We start from the raw sequence: 21,773 nt of genomic DNA on the forward strand, positions 1-21,773 counted from the left end.
CTCATGCGCCTTTCTTCAGCAGCCAGTACAACAGGCGCAGGCTGAACATGAACGGTGTTTTGTCCCAGGGGCGGCTGCGCGGTATTTCATAGCGCGCATCGAATCGGCTGGTGGCGCCCACTGCGGTGGTGAAGGCGGCGCTGAAGCCGGCCTCTTTCACCATGCGGATATGGCGGTCGTCGTAGTCGACATCGACCTTGCCGTTGGGATAGGCGAACAGTTTCAGGGGCTTGCCGATGATCGCTTCCAGCGTCTGCTTGCCTTCGATGATTTCTGCGCGCGCCAGATTGTCGGCCAGCTTGCCGAGAATCGGATGGGTCACGGTGTGGCCGCCGATTTCCATGTGCTGGCGCGACAGCGAGGCGATCATCTCGCGATTGAGCATCAGGTCGGGTACGGTCCGGATACCGGCCAGTTGCTCCAGTACCGCGATCACTTGCGCGCGCTCATCCGGTTGCAGATATTTGGCATGGCGCGCCAGACGGTTGGCGGTGGCGAGGCGGTCCTGTTCGCCGGCAATGGCCGACAGGTCGAGACCGATGGCGCGCAGATCGAGCGGGCCTAGCGGCATGTGCCGCACCGCCTCGATGATGCGGTCGTTCCACATGCTGCCGCCGTCGATATGAGCGGTGGTGGTGAACACCGTGGCCGGCAGGCCGAACTCCTGCAGCACCGGCAAGGCCAGTTCATACACCGAGCGATAGCCGTCGTCGAAGCTGACGCACACCGCGCGCGGCGGCAGCGTCTGTTCCTGCATTCTTTCCAGCGCCTCGCTCAGCGGCAGCACATTGAAGCAGCGGGCCATCAGCTTCATCTGCCAGCGGAAGGTCGCGAGATCGACTTCCGAAGGCAGCAGCGGATCGGGCGCTTCCAGCACACGGTGATAGGTCAGGATGCACAGGCGTTCGTTGCCGCGGCTGGCCGAGGCAATCAGATTGCCGGCCAGGCGGATCAGCAGCGCCATCGGATCGCGGGCGGGTCTAAGCTGGTTCATGCCGTCTTTGCTCCGTTTGCCTTGTTGTCGCCGGACCTGCCATTGCCATTCTTGTCCTCAACTGAGATGTTGTTCTTGTTGCCGTGTGGCGCGTCGTTTCCGTCCGCGTTTGCCGCAGCCTGTCCCAGCGGACCGGGCGCCACCGGCGCTCGCGTGTTGAGGTATTTTTCCAGCACCACCAGCAGCGCGATGATGTAGTAATACAGATCGAAATAGGTGAGCGACAGGAAGGCGCCGCCGACGGCGTAGCCGGCCACGCTGACCTGGCACATGGCGGCCAGATCGGAGGCCCATTTCAGTTCCGGCTTGTTCTTGCACAGCTTGATGATGCGGCTGCCGCAGCGCCACACGCAGAACATCAGCAGCAGGAAAATCAGCAAACCGATCACGCCTTGTTCGCCCAGCGCCTGAAAATAGATGCTGTGCGCGACGTGATAATCGCGTGGATCGGGTGCATAGATCAGGAACATCTGCGGCGAAAACACCTTCAGGCCACCGCCGAAAAGATTGTGCTGGGCGACGTTGATGGCGAATTGCCAGGCATTGATGCGGCCCAGCGCCGAGGCATCCTTGTTATAGGAATCGATGGTGCTCATGCGGTCGAACCATTGCTCCGGCATGATCAGATAGACCATCGGCACCATCAGCAGCACGATCACGCCGGTCATGACTTTCTTGCGGCTCTTGAGCCACAGCACGGCCAGCATCACGCCGCCGCCCAGCAGCGCACCACGCGAATAGGAGCCGACCACCGAGGCCACCGTGACGACGGAAATGCCCAGCATGCCCAATCTTATCCAGCGGCGGGTCGCCATCAGGTGCAGGCCCCACAGCAGCGGCAGCGTGGTGACCAGCGCCAGCGCCAGGTCGTTGTTGTCTTCGATGAAGCTTTCGGGCGGGCCGTAGACGTGGTCGCCGCCGCCCGTCATCAGCGTGAACATGCCGCCCTTGAGGCCCCAGAAACCGAGCGACAGGCCGATCACCCAGGCGTATTCCTTGACGTCGCGTTCGGTACGCAGGGTGACCATGCTGACCAGCACCATGAACATGGTCTTGATAACGATGTTCCATTCCTTCCAGACCAGCGCCGGCTCCAGCGCAAAGAAGCCGGTGAAAGTGATCCAGAAGATGAACAGCAGCAGCACCCCGGTGGTGTTGTTGAGCGGCAGTTGTTTGGGTTGTTTCGCCATCACCAGACTGATCAGGGTGGTGCCGGCCACGATGGCGGCGAACGGAAAATCATAAGCCGAGCCATAGGCCAGCCGGTGCGGATTCATCAGGCTCAGCCAGACGTAGGTCATCACGCCGGCTGCCGGCCGTTTCAGGATATAGGGCAGCAGGGCGAAGACTACGGCGTAGATCAGAGCGTCGCGCATGTCTCAGTGGTCCTTTCCGAGAATGCGGCGGAACAACGTCAGTTGGCCCTGGGTGGTGGCATCCCAGCTGAAACCTTCGGCGTAACGGCGGGTGGCTGCGCGCTCCGTGCTGGCCGCGCGCAGCGCCTGCACCGCAGCGGCGACACCGGCCGCGCTGCGCTCCTGCATCAGCACGCCGGCATCGGCATGCGCTACCACTTCCGGCGTGCCCCAGACCTTGCTGGCCACCACCGGCGTGCCGCAAGCCATGGATTCGAGCAGCACGTTGGCCCAGCCTTCGCGGCTGGACGACAGCACCATGGCGTCGGCCGCACCGTAGTAATGACGCAGTTCGCTTTGCGGACGCGGGCCGAGAAAGCGCACCCGGTCGTCCACCTTCAATTCCCTGGCGAGCGCCTGCAGACGCTGCAATTCGGGGCCGCTACCGGCGATCATCAGACTGGCGTCAGGCAGATGCTGCAGCGCGCCTATCGTCAGATCGTGCCCTTTGACCGGCGCCAGATTGCCGACCGACAGCAAGGTGAACCCCTTGATCTGCAATTGCGCGCGCATCGCGGCGCGCGCGTCGGCGCCGGCGAAGGGGCGGAACAATTCCAGATCGACGCCGTTGCGCAGCGTTACGACCTTCGCTGCATCCACGCCCAGTGAAATCATTTCGGTGCGCAGCGCCTCGCACACCGTGCCGACGCCGGCTGCGTTGTCGGCGGCCCAGCGGATCATCTTGCCCGGCAGCCTGTACTGCGGCAGCAGGGTGATGTCGGAGCCGCGCGCGGTGATCACCACCGGCTTGTTGAAATGGCGGCCCAGCAGCATCGCCGCCACGCCATCCGGATAAAAGTAATGGGCGTCGATCAGATCGAAATCGTAGCCCTGCGCGATGATCTTGCGGATCACCGGCTTCATGGCCTGCGCCATCAGCCAGGGCGCAATCGTCATGCCGACCTTGGGGATCAGCGGGTAGCGCGGATGCAGCACCTCGATGCCGGAGCGCACTTCCTTGGCCGGAGCCTTGGCGAAACGGGCGTAGCTGCCGAAGCGCGCCGCCGACGACGGAAACCACGGCACCGGCGCCACCACGCGCGCCTCCACCTGACCGCTGGCGACCAGATGGCGCAGGCGGGTTTCGACGAAGATCCCGTGTCCGGGACGTTCGGCGTTGGGAAACAGGGTGGAGAAGGTCAGCAGTTTCATGGGGCGGCGGCAAGCGACAGGCGCGCGTAAATCTGTTTGTAACGCGCCACGCTGGCGGCCCAGTTGCGTTCTTTCTCGACGAACTGGCGTGCGGCGAGGCGGCGCGCGGGCCATTCCGGCTCAGCCTGCAGCAGCGCCAGCACTTTTTCCGCCAGCGCATCCGGATCGCCGGCCTTGAACAGCACGCCGGTCTTGCCGTCTTCGATCAGCTCGCGATGGCCGCCGACATCCGAGGCCACGACCAGCCGGCCCTGTGCCATGGCTTCCAGCGGCTTGAGCGGCGTGACCAGATCGGTCAGGCGCATCTTCAGGCGCGGATAAACCAGCACGTCGATCAGGTTGTAGTAACGCTGCACCTGATCGTGCGGCACGCGGCCGGTGAAGATCACCTTGTCGCTGATCTTCAGTTGTGCGGCCAGCGCCTTGAGTTCTTTTTCCTGCGGGCCGCCGCCCACCAGCAGCAGGCGCACGTCGGGATTTTTCTGCAACATGCCGGGCAGCGCCTGCAACAGAATCGGCAAGCCCTCATAGGCGTAGAAGGAGCCGATGAAACCGAGCAGTATCTTGCCTTCGGTGCCGAGGTGGCGCACCAGTTGCAGATCGGGCAACTGGCCGGTGGTGAAGTCTTCGATGTTCACCGCATTCGGAATCACGGTAATCTTTTCGCCCGGAATGCCGCGTTGCTGGATGTCGGAGCGCAGGCCTTCGCAGATGGTAGTAACGGCGTTGACGTGTTTGAGCGCATGGGTTTCCAGGGCGCGCGTGAGGCGATAACGCACACCGCCCTCGCGGCTGGTGCCGTGATCGACTGCCGCGTCTTCCCAGAAGGCGCGCACTTCATACACCACCGGAATCCCGAGGCGACGGCCGACGCGCAGCGCGGCGATGGCGTTCAAGGCCGGTGAATGCGCGTGCAGGATGTCCGGCTTGATGGCGCTGGCGACTTCGAACAGGCGCTTGGCCAGCCCGTCGATCACCGCCAGCTGATTGAGCACCGGCAGCTTCGCCAGCGGTCCGCGCGAAGGCGGGGTACGGAAAAAATGCCAGCCGTCGACGTCTTCCGATGCCGCATCGCCAGGGCCCTGCTTGGCGCTGGTGATATGGAAGGTCTGCCAGCCCAGCGCACGCTGCTCTTTCAGAATCGAGAGCGTGCGGAAGGTGTAGCCGCTGTGCAGCGGAATCGAGTGGTCGAGGATGTGCAGGATTTGCATGGCGTGTACTTTTCAATAAAACGGCTCAGGCCGTCTGGCTTGCCTGGGCGTGGGCGGCATGGATGGCATGGACGGCGGTAGTGCCGCTGCCCTGCAATACATTGCGCAGGAAGGAGGCGAACATCAGCAGCGACCACAGCGGCGCGGTGTAGTCGCGGCGGCCGCTCTGATGCTGCTCCACCATCTCTTGCACGAAGCGCATGTCGAAGATGCCGGTGTCGCGCAGCAGCGGGCCGAGCAGGGAGTCGCTCACGGTCTGCCGCAGCGGACCGCGAATCCAGCTCGCCAGCGGGATGGAAAAACCCATCTTCTTGCGATACAGAATGTCGTGGCTCAGCGTCGACTCCAGCGACTTCTTGAAGATGTACTTGCCTTCGCCGCCGTGCAGCTTGAGTGAAGAAGGCAGACCCGACACCCATTCGACGAATTCGTGATCCAGCAGCGGCACCCGCACTTCCAGCGCGTGCGCCATGCTGGCGCGGTCGACCTTGGTCAGGATGTCGCCCGGCAGATAGGTCTTGAGGTCGAGGTATTGAATCATCGACAGCGGATCGTCGGTGGGCGACTGGCGCGCATGGCCGCGCATCACTTCGATCGCCTGATAGCCCTGCAGTTGCTTGCGAAAGCCGCTGCTGAACAGCGACTGGCGCACCCGGTCCGGCATGATGGAGACGCCGTGGAAATAGCCTTCGACGGTATCGCGCGCCAGCGCCTCGAAGGTGGTCTTGGCGCGGAACATGCGGGGCGCCCAGTCGGCCTTGGGGTAATGCTTGCCGAGGAAACCAAACAGCGGATTGCGCAGACCGTCCGGCAGCAGGGAACGCACTTTCTGTTCTGCCATGGCGTAGCGGTAGCGCCGGTAACCGGCGAAATTCTCGTCGCCGCCGTCGCCCGACAAGGCCACCGTCACGCGCTTCCTGGCCAGCTGGCATACGCGATAGGTCGGAATCGCCGAGCTGTCGGCGTAGGGCTCGTCGTACAGATGGGCCAGCAGATCGATCAGGCCGTAGTCGTCCTTGTCCACCGTTTCCGAATAATGGCGGGTGTGGAATTGCTCGGCCACCTGTGCCGCATATTTTGATTCGTCGTAGGCAGGATCATTGAAGGCGATCGAGCAGGTGTTGACCGGCTCGCTGCTCGATTGCGCCATCATCGCCACCACTGCGCTGGAATCCACGCCGCCCGACAGAAAACCGCCCAGCGGCACATCCGTTACCAGATGGCTGTTGACGGTTTCGCGCAGGCGTTCCAGCAGTTCCTGCTCGACTTCCTGCTGCGGCCGCGCGGCTTCGGTCTTGAACGGCACATCCCAGTATTTGCGCTGGCGCGCATTGAGATTGTCGGCCTGCAGCACGATGCTGTGGCCGGGGTTCATCTTGTAGATGCCCTTGAAGATGGTGCGCGGCTCCGGCACGTAGCCGTAGGCGAAATAGTCTTCCACCGCGCAGGGATCGAGTTCGCGCGATAGTTCGGGCGCCGTCATCAGCGATTTCAGCTCGGAGCCGAACAGCAGACGGCCATCCTGCAACTGCGCGTAGAACAGCGGCTTGATGCCGAGCCGGTCACGCGCCAGGAAGAAGGTCTGGCGATTGCGGTCCCACAGGCCGAAGGCGAACATGCCGCGAAAACGCGCGACGCAGGCTTCGCCCCATTGTTCCCAGGCATGCACGATGACTTCGGTGTCGCAGCGGGTGGCGAAGGTATGGCCGAGCGCAGTCAGTTCGGTCATGAGTTCGCGGTAGTTGTAGATCATGCCGTTGAACACCACCACCACGCTGCCGTCTTCATTGAACAGCGGCTGCTGGCCGGCCGACAGATCGACGATGGACAGGCGCCGGTGACCGAGGCCGATGCCGTCTTCGATGTGCAGCCCGCCGCCGTCCGGGCCGCGGTGATGCTGGGTTTCGTTCATGCGATCCAGCAATGTCCGGTCGATTTCACGATTGCCGCGCAGGGCGACGATGCCGACGATTCCACACATGATCAGCGAGCCCTCATACGATGTTGTTTGTTGGCGAGCATGCTGTCGTACATGCCGGCATAGGCCTGCAGCATGGCGTCCATGCTGTAGTGCTGCTCAATCCGGGCCAGTCCGGCGGCGCCGTGCTGCGCCGCCAGCAGCGGCTGCGTGACGTAGGTCGCCAGCGCGGCGGCCAGCGCGGCAGGATCGGAGGCCGGCGCCAGCGCGCCGGTGACGCCGTCCAGCACCACTTCGGGCACGCCGCCGACCCGGGTCGAGACCACCGGCAGCCCGGTCGCCATGGCTTCCAGTATGGTGATCGGCGTGCCCTCGGCAATCGAGGACAGCACGAACAGCGAAAAGCTGCGCATCACTTCATCCACATCCATGCGCGCGCCCGGCAGCCAGACCAGATCGGCGATGCCGGCGCGCTGTACCTTTTCTTTCAGTTGCGGCAACAGCGGGCCTTCGCCGACGATGGCCAGACGCAGCTGATCGCGTTGCTGCGGCAGCAGCGCCAGCAGCGCGATGAAGGCGTCGATCAGGCCGGCGTGATCCTTGACGTCCTGAATGCGGCCGACCGTGCCGATCACGAAACAGCCTTGCGGCAATTCGGGTGTGGCGGTGCGGAGGCCGTTGGCCGGCGCTCTGAACTTGATGGTGTCGATACCGTTTTCGAGCAGCAGATTCTTGGCGTCGGGCACGCGGATGACGGTCTTGAGCCAGTTGCGCAGATCCGCCGAGACCGCGTAATAGCAATCGTAGAAGGGCAGCACCAGCCGCCGCAGCAGGTTATGGCGCGGATTGCTGCCATTAGGGTCGCGCGCATCGCGCCCGTGTTCGCCGTGCACGCGCACCGGCACATTGGCCAGCGCCGCTGCCGGCGCGTATTCCACCGCCGACAGATTGTAGGTATGCAGCACGGCGGGACGCAGCCGGCGCAGCAGACGCCACAGTTTGAAATGGGTGCCTGCGGCCAGCCCCGGCGGCTTGTTCAGCGCATACAGGGCGACATCCGGCTTGCTGATCTTCTTCGAGAAATCGGTGTAGTCGGTGAGGCATACCACCGCGTGCCGGTACTTGTCGGCCGGCATGCGGTTGATGCATTCGATCAGCAGCGTTTCCAGCCCGCCGAAGTCGAGCCGGTAGATCAGATGCACCACGAGAGGAGGCTGACGCGTCGGCATGGTCTCAGTGCTTTCCATTGGCGTTCAGCATGGCTTCGATCGCGCCGAGATTGTCCGTCAGATACGCCTGCAGCGTTTGACGCGCCTGCTCCGGCTTGTCGCTGTAAGGCGCAAACACGAACACTGCGGCGCCGTCGTCGCCGTGCATGGTGAGGCGGCTGCGGGTCTGATACAGCTTGGCCAGATAATCGTTTTCAACGAAGCGGCGATCGATCCAGTACCAGCGCCAGATCAGCAGCGAGCCGCCGGCGCCTTGTATGCTTTCTTCCCTCACAGCCAACTGGCGGCCCGGCAGTTCGACCGTATGCACAGTGTTGGTCAGGCGTGTCCAGGGGCTGTTCTTTTCGGGCAGGATACGGTTGACCGAGCTGACCAGCGTCGCGCCCTGGTGCTGGTCGCGGTAGTAGCGCAGCGACAGTCCGACCTGTTGTGCCGACTGAGCGCCGTTTGAATAGAAGCGCGTGATTTCGGCGCTGGCCGGCGAAAAGGCCGGCTGCCAGTTGCTGAACGCCGGGCTGTTGTGCCACGGGCCCGCTTGTCCGGCCGGGTTCAGGCTGATCGGCGTCGACACCGCGTCGATGCGATCCATGTACCAGGCATAGACCGGCCAGATGCCGGTGCAGGCCAGCGTCAGCAGCAGGAACAGGAAGTACTTGCCGGTGCCGCCCGGGGCTTGCCGGTCGTTGCTCTGGACGATGGCGGCATGGGGATCATTGAGCGGCTTGTCGATCCAGCGGCCGCCGATCCAGAACATGATGAAGGTCACCAGACCGAAGAACAGCCAGCCGTAAATCAGGTGATCGACGCCGACCGCCAGCCGCATGCCGCTCAGATGGCCGATCATCACGATCATGTAGGCGCGCAGGCCGTTGGCGATCACCGGCACCACCATCGAGACCAGCAGAAACGCCGCCTTGCGCTTCCACGAGCGATAGGTGATATGCGCGTACAGACAGCCCAGCGTGACCGAGGCGATCAGATAGCGCACGCCGCTGCAGGCTTCCACCACCGACCAGCGACCCGAAGGAATGGCGAAGGTATTGCCTTCGCGCAGTACCGGAATGCCGGTCAGTTGCAGGGCGTTGACGGTGAAATCGGCAGTGATGCCGATCAGCGGCTCGATGAAGATTTCACCGAAGGGCACCGCCAGCAGCAGAAAGAACAGTGGAAAAGCAATGGCGCGCGAAATGCGCGCGCCCAGCAGAGCCACTGCACTGGCGATGACGATGGCGACGAAGCTGTATTGGCGCACCACCTGCACATCGGCCAGTGTGCCGAGCAGCCAGCCGAAGCCGCACAGCAGCAGCACGATCAGCGCCGGCGGAAAGGGCTGCGCCGTCATTTGCTGCAAGCGGCGGCGGTCGCGCCAGATCAGCCACAGGCTGATCGGCAGGATCATGTATTGATGCGTGAAGGTTTCCGAGCTGTCCCAGATGCCGACCATCGATTGCACCGTGCCGAGATAGATCAGCAGTGGCGCGATCAGGCCCAGCACCATCAACAGGGTGCGCGGCAGCGGAGCGTGTGCGGCGTGGCTTAATGTGTCGGCGCGCATTGCGGTGATTCATTCATGGCGAAGTTGAGGGGCTGCCGGCTTTCCAGCAATTGATCCAGCACGGCAAGCTGGGCATCCCAGCCGTAGCTGCTTTCGATTTTCCTGCGCGCGCATGCGCCGAGTTGCTTCAGCTGGTCCTGATCTGCCAGCAGTGCGCAGGCGGCATCGGCAAATTCGGCGGCATCGTCCGCCAGCACCAAGTCTGTACCGGGCCGGGCATCGATGCCTTCCAGCGCCTGCGGCGACACCAGCACCGCCATCTGCATGGCCATGGCTTCCAATACCTTGTTCTGAATGCCGCGCGCCACGCGCAACGGCGCTACCGCACATCTTGCATGTGCCAGATACGGCCGTACATCGGGCACGGTGCCGGTGACATGCACGCCGGGCAGGGCGGCCAGCGCCAGCACTTGCGGCGCCGGGCGCGAGCCGACGATGTAGAAGCGGGCGTCGGCATGTCCCTGGCGCGCACGGATCTGCGGCAGGATGTCGCGCGCAAACCATTGCACGGCATCGATGTTGGGCCAGTAATCCATGGCGCCGGTGAATACCATCACCGGGCCGTCGGCCGCCGTTGCGCTCGGATAGGGATTGTCGAAAACATGCGCCGGCGAAAAGTAATCGATGTCGACGCCGTTGTTGAAGAAGCCGGTCTTGTGTGCGCTGGCCGGCGCCAGCCGGCGGAACAGCTCGGCCTCGGCGCGCGAGACGAACAGCGAGACGTCGAAGCGGTCGGCGATCTGCCGTTCGTATTGCAGCAGGCAGCGCGCTTCGCGGCGGTAGACCCAGTTCATGGGCCAGGATTTCTTTTCCGAATACTGCTGCCACTTGTCGGAATCGATATCGACGAAATCGATCAGGCGGCGTTGCAGGCGTTCATCCTGCGCGTATTGCGCCATGGCCGAGGAAAACACCAGCACGCGCGTGATTGGCGATTGCGGCGATGCCGGCGTCGCGGCCAGCAGCTCATCCACCCATTTCTTCAGGCCGGCGTTGCGGTAGTAATCCAGGCTCAGCGCACGATTGCTCGCCAGCGCCGGCAGGCTGCGCAGACGCGCGCTGCGCGAGGACAGCGCGGCGAAATGCGTGCTGCGGCACAGGGCTTTCACCGTGTCCACGTATTGCCAGTCGTCCGGATCATCGACGAAGGTCCCGAGATGCACGTGATAGCGCTGCGCCAGATGCTTGAGCAAATGGTAGGAGCGTATCTTGTCGCCCTTGTTGGGCGGATACGGGATGCGATGCACCAGAAAAAGGAGGTGTTCCACGTCTTACCCCAGATGCTTGACGATGTGGGGGCCGATCAGATTGGCCAGCGCCAGCGGCATGCGCTTCCAGGTCTTGATCATCAACTGGTACTTGGGATTGAGCGGGTTGGTGTCCGGCACCGACTGCGCGCCGTAGAGCCGGTATTCGTAATGCAGCGGCTCGGCGACAAAACCCCAGTTCTTCTTGAAGTCGTAGGAGCCGGTGCCCAGCTTGCTGCGGCCGAAATCGAAGACGCGGATGCCGCGCGCGCAGGCGCGGCGCATCAGTTCCCAGTACATGAAATCATTGCCGGCGAATTCGCGCGCGTTGTCGGCGCCGCCGCCGTAGTAGGGCAGCACTTCGTCGCGGAAGTAAAAGCTCAGCACGCTGGCGACTGTGACGCCGTCCTTGGTGATGGTCATCACTTCAGCGTCCTTGCCGAACACTTCCAGCAGCAGGCGGAAATACTTGCGCGAAAACACCGGCGTGCCCAGGCGGTGCACGCTGGCCGAATAGGCCGCGAAGAAGCGCGTGGTGTCCTGATCGATTTCGCTTTTCAACTCGAACTTGATGCCTTTGCGCACCATGGCGCGCTGCTTGCGCGGAATGGCTTGCATGTTGGCTTCGTCATCGGCTTCGATGGTCTTGCGGAAGGTGACGTACAGCGCCTTGGACGGCCAGTCGGCATGTCTGGCGTGCAGGTTGCGGTATTCCAGATGGGCCACGCCCAGCTCGCGCGCCAGCTGGTCGGCACGGGCTTCCAGCGCGGCGGCAGCGGTCGGATGCTCGGTGGCGACGCCGCCGTAGACGCAGAACGGCAGCGCGCTCAGCGAGTGGCCGAACAGGCGGCTCTTGATTTCCGCCAGCGGCAGGATGCCGCAAATCTTGCCTTCGGCTTCGGCCAGCAGAAAATAGGTGCGATGACCGAAGGCGCGTTCGATCACCTGCTGCCAGCCGGCGCGATGAAAGAAAGTGGCTTGCGGGCAGTTGAGCACGAACTCATCCCAGCGCGCCAGATCGGCAGCCTGCATCAGACGCACGGTCGGCGTGGCAGCCGCCACCGCGGGCGTGATTGCGACTGTCTCAGGCAGATCGACCGCTGCATTCAGCTCAGTCACTGCGTTCATTCCGGTGATTCCAGTCATGTCGTGCCCAGATAAATTCGGTCCATGCGGCCCCATTTGAAATCGGCCGCCAGCGCCTGAATGCGCGCTTCGGTGCGATGCAGATTGACGTAGTGACGGAAGCGGGTCTTGAGGCTGATGCCGCTCTGGCGCGGCTGATCGGGATCGATCTCCCAGGGGTGGAAATAGAAGATCGCCGGCTGCCCGTCCTGCTGATTCACGCGGCGCAGCAGCCAGCGCGACATCGCATACGGAAAGAAGCGGAAGAAGCCGCCGCCGCCGGCCGGGTAATTCTTGTCGCCGATGCGGATGGTGCTGACCGGTACTTCCAGCAGGCCGTTTTCGCCATGCGGATGAAACGCGAAGCGCGGCGCGTCCGGCATGCCGTAGTGATCGTGCTTGACTGGATAAATGCTGGAGCTGTAGCGATAGCCGGCTTCGGCCAGGGCTTCCAGCGCCCACATGTTTTGCTTGCCGATGGAAAAGCTGGGCGCGCGATAGCCGAGCACCGCCTGGCCGCCGATGTCTTCCAGCAGCGCCTTGCTGCGGCCGATGTCCTGAGCGAATTCCTGCGGATTCTGATCGCTGGCGCGCAGATGACCGTAGCCGTGGCTGGCCAGTTCATGGCCGCCGGCAACGATGCGTCTGACCATTTCCGGATAGCGCTCGGCAATCCAGCCCAGCGTGAAGAAGGTGGCTTCGATCCGGTGCTCGGCGAAGATCGTCAGAATGCGCTCGATATTGCGTTCCACGCGGCATGGCTGGGTGTTCCAGCTGTCGCGCGAAATGCTGTTGGCGAAGGCCGACACCTGGAAGTAATCTTCCACGTCCACCGTCATCGCATTACGGATGGGGCTTGTCGCCGCGCCAGTCTTCATTCCCTCGGCATTCATCTCAGTCTCCGCTAGCTGCATTGCGCTGGTCCAGCCATTCGCACAGTTGTTCGGCGATACGGTCGGCGGCGTGGCCGTCCCAGAATTCAGGCACGCGGCCGGCCTTGCCGCCGCTGTTCATCACTTCATCGAACAGGCGCAGGATGGTGGCCGGATCCTGGCCGGCGATGGTGTTGGTGCCTTGCTCGACCGTGATCGGTCGTTCGGTGTTGTTGCGCAGGGTGACGCAGGGTACGCCCAGCGCGGTGGTCTCTTCCTGAATGCCGCCGGAGTCGGTCAGCACCAGACGTGCATTCTTCATCAGGCCCAGCATTTCCAGATAGCCCATGGGCGGCAGCAACAAAATTTGCGGCAGGTCGATCAGTTCGCTCAGGCCGAATTTTTCTATCATGCCGCGCGTGCGCGGATGCAGCGGGAACACCACCGGCAGCCGCTCGCTGATCTGGCGCACGGTTTCCAGCAGGCTGCGCAGCACCGCCGGATCATCGACGTTGGAGGGGCGGTGCAGGGTCAGCACGGCATAACCGGCGTCATGCCTGAAATCGCTGCGGCCCTGATCGGCCAGAATCTGCGGCAGCGCAATCGCGCGCGGCAGGTTGAGGCGCAGGGTGTCGATCATCACGTTGCCGACGAAGCGCACGCGCGAGGCGTCTATGCCTTCACGCGTCAGATTGCCGAGCGCGCTGGCTTCGGTGGTGAACAGGATGTCGGAAATCTGGTCGGTCAGGATGCGGTTGATTTCTTCAGGCATGGCGCGGTCGTAGCTGCGCAGGCCGGCCTCGACGTGAATCACCGGAATGCCTTTCTTGGTCGCCACCAGTGCGCAGGCCAGGGTCGAATTGACATCGCCGACCACCAGCACGGCTGAGGCCTGGGCGGCGTCCAGCGCCGGCTCGAAATGCTGCATCACCGCCGCGGTCTGCACCGCGTGGCTGCCGGAACCAATTTCCAGGTTGATGTCCGGCGAGGGAATGCCGAGCGCTTCGAAATACTGATGATTCATCGCCACGTCGTAGTGCTGGCCGGTGTGCAGCAAAGTCGCCTTGACCTGGTCGCCGCGCGCCGCAAAAGCCGCCATGATGGGAGCGATCTTCATGAAGTTGGGACGGGCGCCGACGATGCACAGGATGTGGTGCTGGCCGGAGGAAGCTGTCGGAGTGTTGGCGTTATCGTTGGCGCTGGTCATGATGGTTTTCCGTCGTTGGTGTCGTTGCTGTTGCCGTTACCGCTACTGCTAATGTTGCCGGCGCGCGAAGTGATGTCCTTGAGCACTTTCAGGATCGAGCCGGTGGCTTTTTCCAGCTTGCTCAGGCGTTCCTGCAGATCTTCCAGCGTGTCGTTCGAATGCTGGCGTTCGATGGCATTCAGCTCGGCCATGGTCTGGCTGTTGACGTCTTCCAGCGGCAGTTCGAACTCTTGCTGGAAGTCGCTGATGACTTCCGCCACTTCCTCGGCGCCGAAGGCGCGCAGTTCTTCCAGATAGCCCATCAGCATCAGGCGGTCGCACAGCGCATTGATCTTGCGCGGAATGCCGCCGGTGTAAGTGAAGATGGCTGCGTGCGCAGCCGCGTTGAAGGAGGGATCGTTTTCCCAGCCGACCGTGCGCAGGCGATGTTCGATGTAGGTGCGGGTTTCTTCCGCATCCATCGGGCCGAGGTGATAGCTGGCGATCACGCGCTGGCGCAATTGCCGCATGCTGTCGCTGTGCAGCGTCACGCGAAATTCCGGCTGGCCCAGCAAAAAGGTTTGCAGCAGCGGCTTGCCGTTGCTCTGGAAGTTGGACAGCATGCGCAGTTCTTCCAGCGTGTCGGGCGCCAGATTCTGCGCTTCATCGACCACCAGCAGGGCGCGCATGCCTTTTTGTTCGCAATGCAGGAAGAACTGTTCCAGCCGCTGCAGCAGCGCCGCCTTGCTGGCATCTTCGAAAGGCAGGCCGAAGGCGCCGGCCACCATCTTCAGGGTGTTGTCCGGATCGAGGTGGGTGTTGACCAGATGGGCCGACACGATCTGCATCGGGTCGAGCTTGTCCAGCAGCTTGCGCACCAGCGTGGTTTTGCCGGCGCCGACCTCGCCCGTGATGATGATGAAGCCTTCGCCTTGCGACAGCCCGTACTCCAGATAGCTCATGGCGCGCTTGTGCCCCTTGCTGCCGAAGAAGAACACGGGATCGGGTCTCAACCGGAATGGTTTTTCCCGCAGGCCGTAATACGATTCATACATGGACGATCCGTCTCGCTCTGAAATTTACAGCTGAAAATTAAGGAAGGCGCTGATCGCGTTTTCGCGATAGGCGACATCGGCCTGGGTCGACTGACCCTGGTTGCGGCGCAGTTCTATGGTGCCTCTGACTTTGCGGCCGAGCTGTTGCGTCACGCCCAGGCGCAGGCTCTGGGTATTGTCGACGCGGCCGGTGCTGACCGACTTCACGCGCGTCGCCAGCAGCGTGACATTGGCCCGCGTCAGCGCCGACAGGCGACGCGTCAGCACGGCGCTGCCGCCCACTTGTTCGGTGGTGTCGTTGGCCTGGCCGGTGACGATGCCGGTCTGGCTCGACAGCGGTTCGCGGCGGATGTCGAACACCGACAGCAGCAGCGTGGTCTTGGGACTGCTCAGCAGCACCGCCGCCTGCAATTGCTTCTGCAGGAAGGTGGTGTTGGTGAAGTAGTTGACCGAATTGGTCAGCGAGCTTGGCAGGTTGCCGCTCTGGATCAGCTGATTGACGGTCTGCGCACGCAGCGCCGCATCGGTGATGGTGCCCGACAGCAGTTGATTCAGATAGGTGCTGGTATCGACCGAGCCGGGCGCGGCAAACAGCGCCGGCGTGGTGGTCACGGTTTCGTCGTAGCTCAGCGACCAGTTGGCGACGCGGCTGCGCGTCAGCGCCGACAGCGAAAAGGTATTGCCGTAATACTTGTGGCCGACCGAGGCGCTCAGGCTGGTGCGGCTGCTGTAGCGCCAGTCGAAGCCGCCGCTCCAGGAATAGCCGGCCGACGTGCCGCCCAGCGCGGTGTAGTCGTTGTGATCGTAGCCGGTGGTGCCGATCAGGCGAAAGCGCGGCGTCAGCAGATAGCTCAGGGTGCCGACGATGTTCTGCAGTCTGACGTCGTTTTGCCCGGTGTAGTGGGTCGTTGCATCGCTGCCCTGCAAGCCCCAGCCCAGGGTCTGAAATGCGCTGCCGCTCTTGGCATTGAACGAGACGGTGTCGGTATTGCTGGTGGACAGGCCGCCGGAACTGGCCGAGACCGCGTCGCGCGCATAGCGCAATTCAGTCGTGGCGAACGAGCTGAAGCGATGGCTCAGATAAGGGCTGAAGCGCATCGAACGCACGTTGGTGCGGTTGCCGCTGCTGTTGGTGTTGTCCACCGCCTGCGGGCCGAAGGCCGAAATATTCTGTTGCGTGATGGAGGCCGAACTGTCGAAGTAGAGCAGGTTGTCGATGACTCTGGCCTTGGCATCGGCGCGCAGCAGATTGGATAGCGATGAGGCCGCGTTCTGATTGCCGTAATAGGTTTCCTGCGCGCCATAGGTGGCGTTCAGGGTCAGGCGGGGCCCCTTGCCGACGACCGTGACCGAGGGCGTGACCTGGGTCACGAAGTCGCTCTTGGCGCGGCTGCCGGGTTGCAGGTTGACGTTGTCGGTGTAGGTTTCGTTGACATCGATGGCGGGCGTGATGGTCCATTCGGCGGCGTGGCCGGCCGATGAAAACAGCAAAGCTGCCGCCGCCACGGTCGTGCGCAGTCTGAACGGCAGTGCACCGCCCGTCGGGCAATGTATGCCCGCGTGCGAGCGGGATTTAGTACGCTTCCCAGTAGCCATAGGTCTTCGTTCCTGGAAATGCCTTGCTCTTGTTGTAGATGAGATTGACGTTCTGGCAGCCCTTGAGCTGATCCAGCGATGACTTCACCATCTGTTGCGAGGTCGACTCGGCCTCCACCACCATCACGATCTGGCCCATCTTGCTGGCCAGCACATGCGCTTCGCTGGTGACCAGCAGCGGCGGCGAATCGAAGATCACGATACGGTCGGGATAGCGGGTGGCGATTTCTTCCATCAGCAGATGCATGGACTGGCTGGCCAGCAACTCGGCCGCCTGCGTGTGCTTGCGGCCGACCGGCAGGACGCTGAGCGTATCGACGTTGGTCTTGAGCATGACGTCGGCCATGTCCAGCTTGTCGTCCAGCAGGATATCCATCAGCCCTTGTTCGGCTTCGATGCCGAGCGTCTTGAGCACTGCCGGACGTGCCACATCGACATCCACCAGCAACACCGTGTGATCGAGTTCCATGGCGATGCTCAGCGCCAGGTTGATGGAGCAGAAGGTTTTGCCTTCGCCCGGTACCGAGCTGGTCACCATGATCAGGTTGCCGGGATTGCCGGCGTCATCCTTGGGGGCGAAGGCCTTCTTGATCAGCGGCCGCTTGATCATGCGGAACTGCTCGGAAATCAGCGAGCGTCCGCCGCCGGCCGTGATGAAGCCGAGTTCGGTCAGGCGATCCAGATTGATTTCCACGTTCTTCGGCGCGGCGCGCGCGGTGCGCAACGGGGCTGCCGGAGTTGCTGTCGCTGCCGGAGCAGCTACCGTGGCAGGCAAGGCTTCTGCTGGCGGCAGAGGCGCCGCCATAGTTGCGGGCGTGTTTGTTTCTGCGGCAGCCACTGCCGGTACAACTGGATTTGCCTGCGCAGTAACTACCTGCGCGTTAACTGCCTGCGTCGGCGCAGGCGTAAGCTCGCCGGCGTCCGGTGCTGCGGCAGCGGCGTCGATCGGCGCAGCGAGGTCGGGCGCGCTCTGCGCGCCGTCCTTGCGATTGCCTTTCAACCTGCCTGCAGCGCGTTCAATAATACTCATGCGTACTCCCACTGATTGCCGGGCTTGTTCATCTGGTTCGCTGCGCCGATTTCGCCCGCAGCTGCGGCTTGTGCGCGCCGGCTCATGTTGCCTTCAGAAACAGCAGCGCCATGGTGAGCGCATACACGCCGACCAGCGATGCGCCGGCGGCGATGAAGACCTTGACGCCGCGTTTGCGCTTGGCGACTTCGGCATCGGTCCAGCTCATTGCCACAGCGCCCAGCACCGGGAAGCCGGTGACTTCCTGCAACTGATGCTGGCTGAGGAAAGAAGGGCGGATCTGGCTCATCACGAAAGTGGCGCCGAGGCCGGCCAGCACGGCGGCGGCGAACACCAGCGAGAACAGCCGCAGGCGGTTCGGACCGACCGCGATGCGCGGCACGGTCGGCGGATCGATCACGCGGAAGGTCATCAGATCGGTGGCCGAGCTGAGGTCGCCGGACAGCTTGGCGGCGTCGCGCCGGGTGACCAGCTTCTCGTAGTTGTCCTTGTTGATCATGTAGTCGCGGTTGAGCTGAGTGAACTGCGCCTCGACGTCCGGCGCGGCGATACTCTGCATCTTGAGGCGGGCATAGCGCGCAGCGTATTCATCCACGCGCGCCTTCATGCTGGCGACCTTGGCGCTGGCGTCGGACAGCGAGACGCTGAGCTGCTGCATCATCGGGCTGTAGTTGGCGCCGGGATCGACGCCGGTCTTGCGCACTTTCGATTCGTCGACCTTGCGCTTTTCCAGTTCGGCGATCAGGCGGCGGGTGCCGACCACGTCCGGATGCTGTTCGGTGTATTGCGTGCGCAGATCGTCCAGACGCTTGTAGGCGGCCTGGATGCGCGCATCGAGTTCCGGATTGATGATAGGGGGCAGGCCGTCGGCCGAGTTGGACGAGCCGCCGGTCATCTGTTTCTGGATCGAAATGCGCGCCTGTTCGGCTTCGGCCAGTTCAAGACGGGCCTGGCTCAGCGCATCCGAGGATTCCTGCAGCTTGCTGCCGTAGTCGCTGCCCTGGCGCGGCAGCAGTTCGGCGTTCTTTTGCTTGAATTCCTTGAGCGCGTTTTCGGCATTGCTCAGCTTGTCTTCATAGGTGCTGATCTGGTCTTCGATAAAGCGCACCGCCTTGTCGGAGTCCTGCTTCTTGTCGCCCACGCTGCCCTCGACGAAGATGGTCAGCAGCGACTGCACCACGTCCTTGCCGAGCTTGGGTTTTTCGTTGTTGTAGGTGATGGTGTAGATGTCGTCGCGCCCGGTCTGGGTGATCTTGATGCGCGCAGCCAGTTCATCGACCTGCTTTTCCTTCTCGGCCACGGTCTCGGCGTGGATGTCGAGATCGGCCATGCGCGCCACCCGTTCCAGATTCGGACGGCTGAGCAGGGTGCGGCTCATGATCGACACTTGCTGTTCGATATTGGGCACGGTGGTCATGCCGGCCAGCAAGGGTTTCAGGATGCTCTGGGTATCGACGTAGACGCGCGCCGACGCCTGGAAGTCGTTCGGCAGGCGATAGATCACGATGCCGCCGATCAGCATGATGGCCCAGGCAATGGAGATAGCGATCCAGCGGTATTTCCAGATCCCTTTGATATGGGATAACAGTTGCGATATTAACTCTGCCATTTGAGCAGTCTCTCCGTACCAGATGTGATCAGGCAATCATGCGATCGACGTGTTGCGCTATTGCGGTATGACCGGTTGTGCGAATGCCAGCCGCATTCACGCGCCGTGAGCAGGGCAAAGCGAGCCGGCGAAGTGGGTGTGGCCTGGAGGGAAATGCTGACATTCAATGCTGACATTTCCCCCGGTTTTTTCTCATTCCCAATGAGTTTGCATTGAGCAACAAACGATCTGGCAGTCCCTCGTCTGCCGGTGGTCGTTTGCTCTGGAATCAGGCCGGAATCGGACGCCTGAATGGCTGCATGCGTTGTCATTGTTGTAATGGTCGAATCATATCATTGGCTCATAATTATTCGGTTTTTTACCCATAGAAATTTTGGGGATTGCCGGCTGTCCTGCATTTTCGCCACACAATCTGGCGCCTTGAAAGCGTCCTGTCAGCCAGGCGCGAATTCGCCGTCCGGCGATGTGGCGGGCGGCGCCCAGAAGTCCATGCAGCGTGCGCACATTGAAGGCGCGCAAGCCCCAGCGTTCACGCCGGTGCGACATCCAGTCTTGCTTGTAGGCATCGTCGCCCATCAGGTAATCGACCTCGCGCACCTGATCGTGATCGATCACATGCTGCATCAATCTCGCCGTCAGGATGGAGCCGACCGAAAAGCGGCCGAAGGCAGCGTCGTAAGCCAGTTTGTAAATCGAGGCCACGCCCTGATGCACGATCCAGATCTGCGCCGCCGCAGGCTGACCATCGACATAGGCGATCCCCAGTCGCAGCCAGCCCTGTTGCGCGCACAGGCGGATCAGGCCGGGGATGAACGCGGGAAAGGGCTCCGGCCTTTTCCAGCTGGAGCGATAAATGGCTTCGTAGCCCGCGATGCCCTGTTCCACGTCTTCCGGGCGAGTGACGAGATCCACCCGCAAGCGTCCGGCCGCTTCAAGCTGCTGCGTTTTGCGGATGATGGTGTTGCGCAGGCGTGAAGGCAGGGCGTTGAAGTAGTGCTGGTATGAACGGCCGCCGACCTCCAGATACCAGTTGCCGAAACAGAAGTAGGCCTGCACCGCCATGCCGGCGGCGCGCAAGGCCTTGCTCAGGCCGGTCAGCGCATCGCCCTCCAGTGCCAGCGGATGCAGATCCACGCTGTCCCAGCGCGGTCGTTCGCGGGCGATGTGGCGGATCGCTGCGGCAAGAATGGCATCGCGCTCATGATCCGGCGCGGCCAGCAGCGGGCCGGTGAGCGAGGAGTAATAGTTGGCCAGCGAGCTCAGGCGGCGCGGCCGCCAGAAAGCCGCTTCCTGCTTGCTGCCGTACATGGGCAGCACCAGGCAGGGCGCGCCATGGCGCGTCATGGCGTAGATTCTTACTTCCTGATTTTCAGCGCGGGTGGTGCTTGCCAGATGGCTGAGCCACTGCGGCGTCAGCGAAAAATCGGCGGATGGCCCGGCATTCGCGGCGTCGAAAAACTGCCTGAATGCATCAGGCATTTCCTCAAGGCGCCGGTAGATGTGAATGCCGTCCATATCCGCAGCGAGCGCGCTTCAGCGCGCGGGCGCCAGATGACTGACATACCACTGCATGGCCTGCTGCAAGCCTTCCTGAATACGATGCGAAGGTTCGTAACCGAGCAGGGTGCGGGCCTTGGTGATGTCGGCCTGCGAGTCGCGGATGTCGCCGGCGCGGAAACCGACGTAAGTCGGCGCGTGATTCTGCAGGTGCGGGAATTTGTCCAGCAGCAGGCCGCGCATCATTTCGTAGAGCTGATTGAGGTCGGTGCGATCGTTGAGCGCGATGTTGTAGATCTGATTGGCGGCATCGGCGCCGGACTTGGCCGCCAGCAGATTGGCCTGCACCACGTTGTCGATGAAGCAGAAATCGCGGCTGGTCTTGCCGTCGCCATTGATGCGCAGCGGCTCGTTGCGGATCATCGCCGTCACCCATTGCGGAATCACTGCGGCATAGGCGCCGTGCGGATCCTGGCGCGGGCCGAACACGTTGAAGTAGCGCAGGCCTATGGTCTGCATGCCGTAGCAGCGGCCGAAGACATCGGCGTACAGCTCATTGACGTATTTGGTGACGGCATACGGCGACAGCGGCTTGCCGATGATGTCTTCCACCTTGGGCAGGCCCGGATGATCGCCGTAAGTCGAGCTCGACGCGGCAAATACGAAGCGCTTGACCTTGGCGTCGCGCGCGGCCACCAGCATGTTGAGAAAGCCGTTGACGTTGCTGTTGTTGGTGCGCACCGGGTCTTCCAGCGAGCGCGATACCGAACCGAGCGCGGCCTGATGCAGCACGTAATCGACCTCGGCGCAGGCCTGCGCGCAGGCAGCCGGATCGCAGATGTCGCCTTCGATGAAGCTGAAGTTGCTCCAGGCGGCTTCGCCCACGGCTTGCCTGACCTGATCCAGATTGTGCTGATGACCGGTCACGAAGTTGTCCAGGCCTGTCACGCGCTGGCCCAGCTTGAGCAGCGCTTCCAGCAGGTTGGAGCCGATGAAGCCGGCCACGCCGGTGATCAGCCAGCGTTCTTGCTGCGCCGGCAGGTGTTGCCTGAGTTCCTGATATTTTGTCATTGTTGAATCTG

At 62.7% G+C, this 21,773-nt stretch carries 17 protein-coding genes; all 17 read right to left on the minus strand.

All coding sequences use genetic code 11. The annotated features are described in order from the left end of the window. Position 1 precedes the first annotated feature (1 nt). The 17 genes from PQR62_RS04990 to PQR62_RS05070 all read right to left on the minus strand — a co-directional run bounded on the left by PQR62_RS04990 (position 2) and on the right by PQR62_RS05070 (position 21,762). A complete protein-coding gene (locus tag PQR62_RS04990) occupies positions 2–994 on the minus strand; it encodes a polysaccharide deacetylase family protein (RefSeq protein WP_408155404.1) in 993 nt (330 codons plus the stop codon). Continuing rightward, positions 991–2,370 (minus strand): putative O-glycosylation ligase, exosortase A system-associated, encoded by a 1,380-nt coding sequence (locus tag PQR62_RS04995; RefSeq protein WP_408155406.1) that lies wholly within the window; start codon positions 2,368–2,370, stop codon positions 991–993. The genes PQR62_RS04990 and PQR62_RS04995 overlap by 4 nt, the downstream gene beginning before the upstream one ends. A gap of 3 nt (positions 2,371–2,373) precedes the next feature. Further along, entirely contained in the window at positions 2,374–3,561 is a 1,188-nt protein-coding gene (locus PQR62_RS05000; protein WP_408155408.1) for a glycosyltransferase family 4 protein, read from the minus strand. After that, complete coding sequence (locus PQR62_RS05005; protein ID WP_408155410.1) at positions 3,558–4,772, minus strand: TIGR04063 family PEP-CTERM/XrtA system glycosyltransferase; 1,215 nt, start codon at positions 4,770–4,772, stop codon at positions 3,558–3,560. The genes PQR62_RS05000 and PQR62_RS05005 overlap by 4 nt, the downstream gene beginning before the upstream one ends. Positions 4,773–4,797: 25 nt before the next feature. Next, positions 4,798–6,753 (minus strand): XrtA/PEP-CTERM system amidotransferase, encoded by a 1,956-nt coding sequence (locus tag PQR62_RS05010; RefSeq protein ID WP_408155412.1) that lies wholly within the window; start codon positions 6,751–6,753, stop codon positions 4,798–4,800. A gap of 2 nt (positions 6,754–6,755) precedes the next feature. Continuing rightward, positions 6,756–7,937: a TIGR03088 family PEP-CTERM/XrtA system glycosyltransferase gene (locus tag PQR62_RS05015; RefSeq protein WP_408155414.1), complete on the minus strand. Its 1,182-nt coding sequence runs from the start codon at positions 7,935–7,937 to the stop codon at positions 6,756–6,758. After that, on the minus strand, positions 7,924–9,474 hold the full coding sequence (xrtA, locus tag PQR62_RS05020; protein WP_408155416.1) for an exosortase A: 1,551 nt from the start codon (positions 9,472–9,474) through the stop codon (positions 7,924–7,926). The genes PQR62_RS05015 and xrtA overlap by 14 nt, the downstream gene beginning before the upstream one ends. Continuing rightward, on the minus strand, positions 9,456–10,742 hold the full coding sequence (locus PQR62_RS05025; RefSeq protein ID WP_408155418.1) for a TIGR03087 family PEP-CTERM/XrtA system glycosyltransferase: 1,287 nt from the start codon (positions 10,740–10,742) through the stop codon (positions 9,456–9,458). Before PQR62_RS05025 ends, xrtA begins: the two co-directional genes overlap by 19 nt. A 3-nt stretch (positions 10,743–10,745) precedes the next feature. Next, entirely contained in the window at positions 10,746–11,849 is a 1,104-nt protein-coding gene (locus PQR62_RS05030; RefSeq protein ID WP_408155420.1) for a FemAB family XrtA/PEP-CTERM system-associated protein, read from the minus strand. A 14-nt stretch (positions 11,850–11,863) separates the two neighbouring features. Beyond that, entirely contained in the window at positions 11,864–12,739 is an 876-nt protein-coding gene (locus PQR62_RS05035; protein ID WP_408155422.1) for an XrtA system polysaccharide deacetylase, read from the minus strand. A gap of 1 nt (position 12,740) precedes the next feature. Beyond that, complete coding sequence (gene wecB, locus PQR62_RS05040) at positions 12,741–13,925, minus strand: non-hydrolyzing UDP-N-acetylglucosamine 2-epimerase (protein WP_408155424.1); 1,185 nt, start codon at positions 13,923–13,925, stop codon at positions 12,741–12,743. Further along, on the minus strand, positions 13,922–14,959 hold the full coding sequence (locus tag PQR62_RS05045; protein ID WP_408155426.1) for an XrtA/PEP-CTERM system-associated ATPase: 1,038 nt from the start codon (positions 14,957–14,959) through the stop codon (positions 13,922–13,924). Before PQR62_RS05045 ends, wecB begins: the two co-directional genes overlap by 4 nt. A gap of 24 nt (positions 14,960–14,983) precedes the next feature. Then, positions 14,984–16,555, minus strand: coding sequence for a TIGR03016 family PEP-CTERM system-associated outer membrane protein (locus PQR62_RS05050; RefSeq protein ID WP_408155428.1), 1,572 nt, complete (start codon positions 16,553–16,555; stop codon positions 14,984–14,986). Continuing rightward, positions 16,533–17,585 carry an XrtA-associated tyrosine autokinase gene (locus tag PQR62_RS05055; RefSeq protein ID WP_408155430.1) on the minus strand — a complete coding sequence of 351 codons (1,053 nt, stop codon included), beginning with the start codon at positions 17,583–17,585 and terminating at the stop codon, positions 16,533–16,535. Before PQR62_RS05055 ends, PQR62_RS05050 begins: the two co-directional genes overlap by 23 nt. An 82-nt stretch (positions 17,586–17,667) precedes the next feature. Beyond that, positions 17,668–19,194 (minus strand): XrtA system polysaccharide chain length determinant, encoded by a 1,527-nt coding sequence (locus tag PQR62_RS05060; RefSeq protein WP_408155432.1) that lies wholly within the window; start codon positions 19,192–19,194, stop codon positions 17,668–17,670. A 327-nt stretch (positions 19,195–19,521) separates the two neighbouring features. Next, a complete protein-coding gene (locus PQR62_RS05065; RefSeq protein ID WP_408155434.1) occupies positions 19,522–20,709 on the minus strand; it encodes a GNAT family N-acetyltransferase in 1,188 nt (395 codons plus the stop codon). 18 nt (positions 20,710–20,727) lie between these two features. Next, positions 20,728–21,762, minus strand: coding sequence for an SDR family oxidoreductase (locus tag PQR62_RS05070; protein WP_408155436.1), 1,035 nt, complete (start codon positions 21,760–21,762; stop codon positions 20,728–20,730). Between the last annotated feature and the right edge of the window lie 11 nt (positions 21,763–21,773).

This window comes from Herbaspirillum lusitanum, from assembly GCF_046025995.1.
GTDB classification, from domain to species: domain Bacteria; phylum Pseudomonadota; class Gammaproteobacteria; order Burkholderiales; family Burkholderiaceae_D; genus Herbaspirillum; species Herbaspirillum lusitanum_A.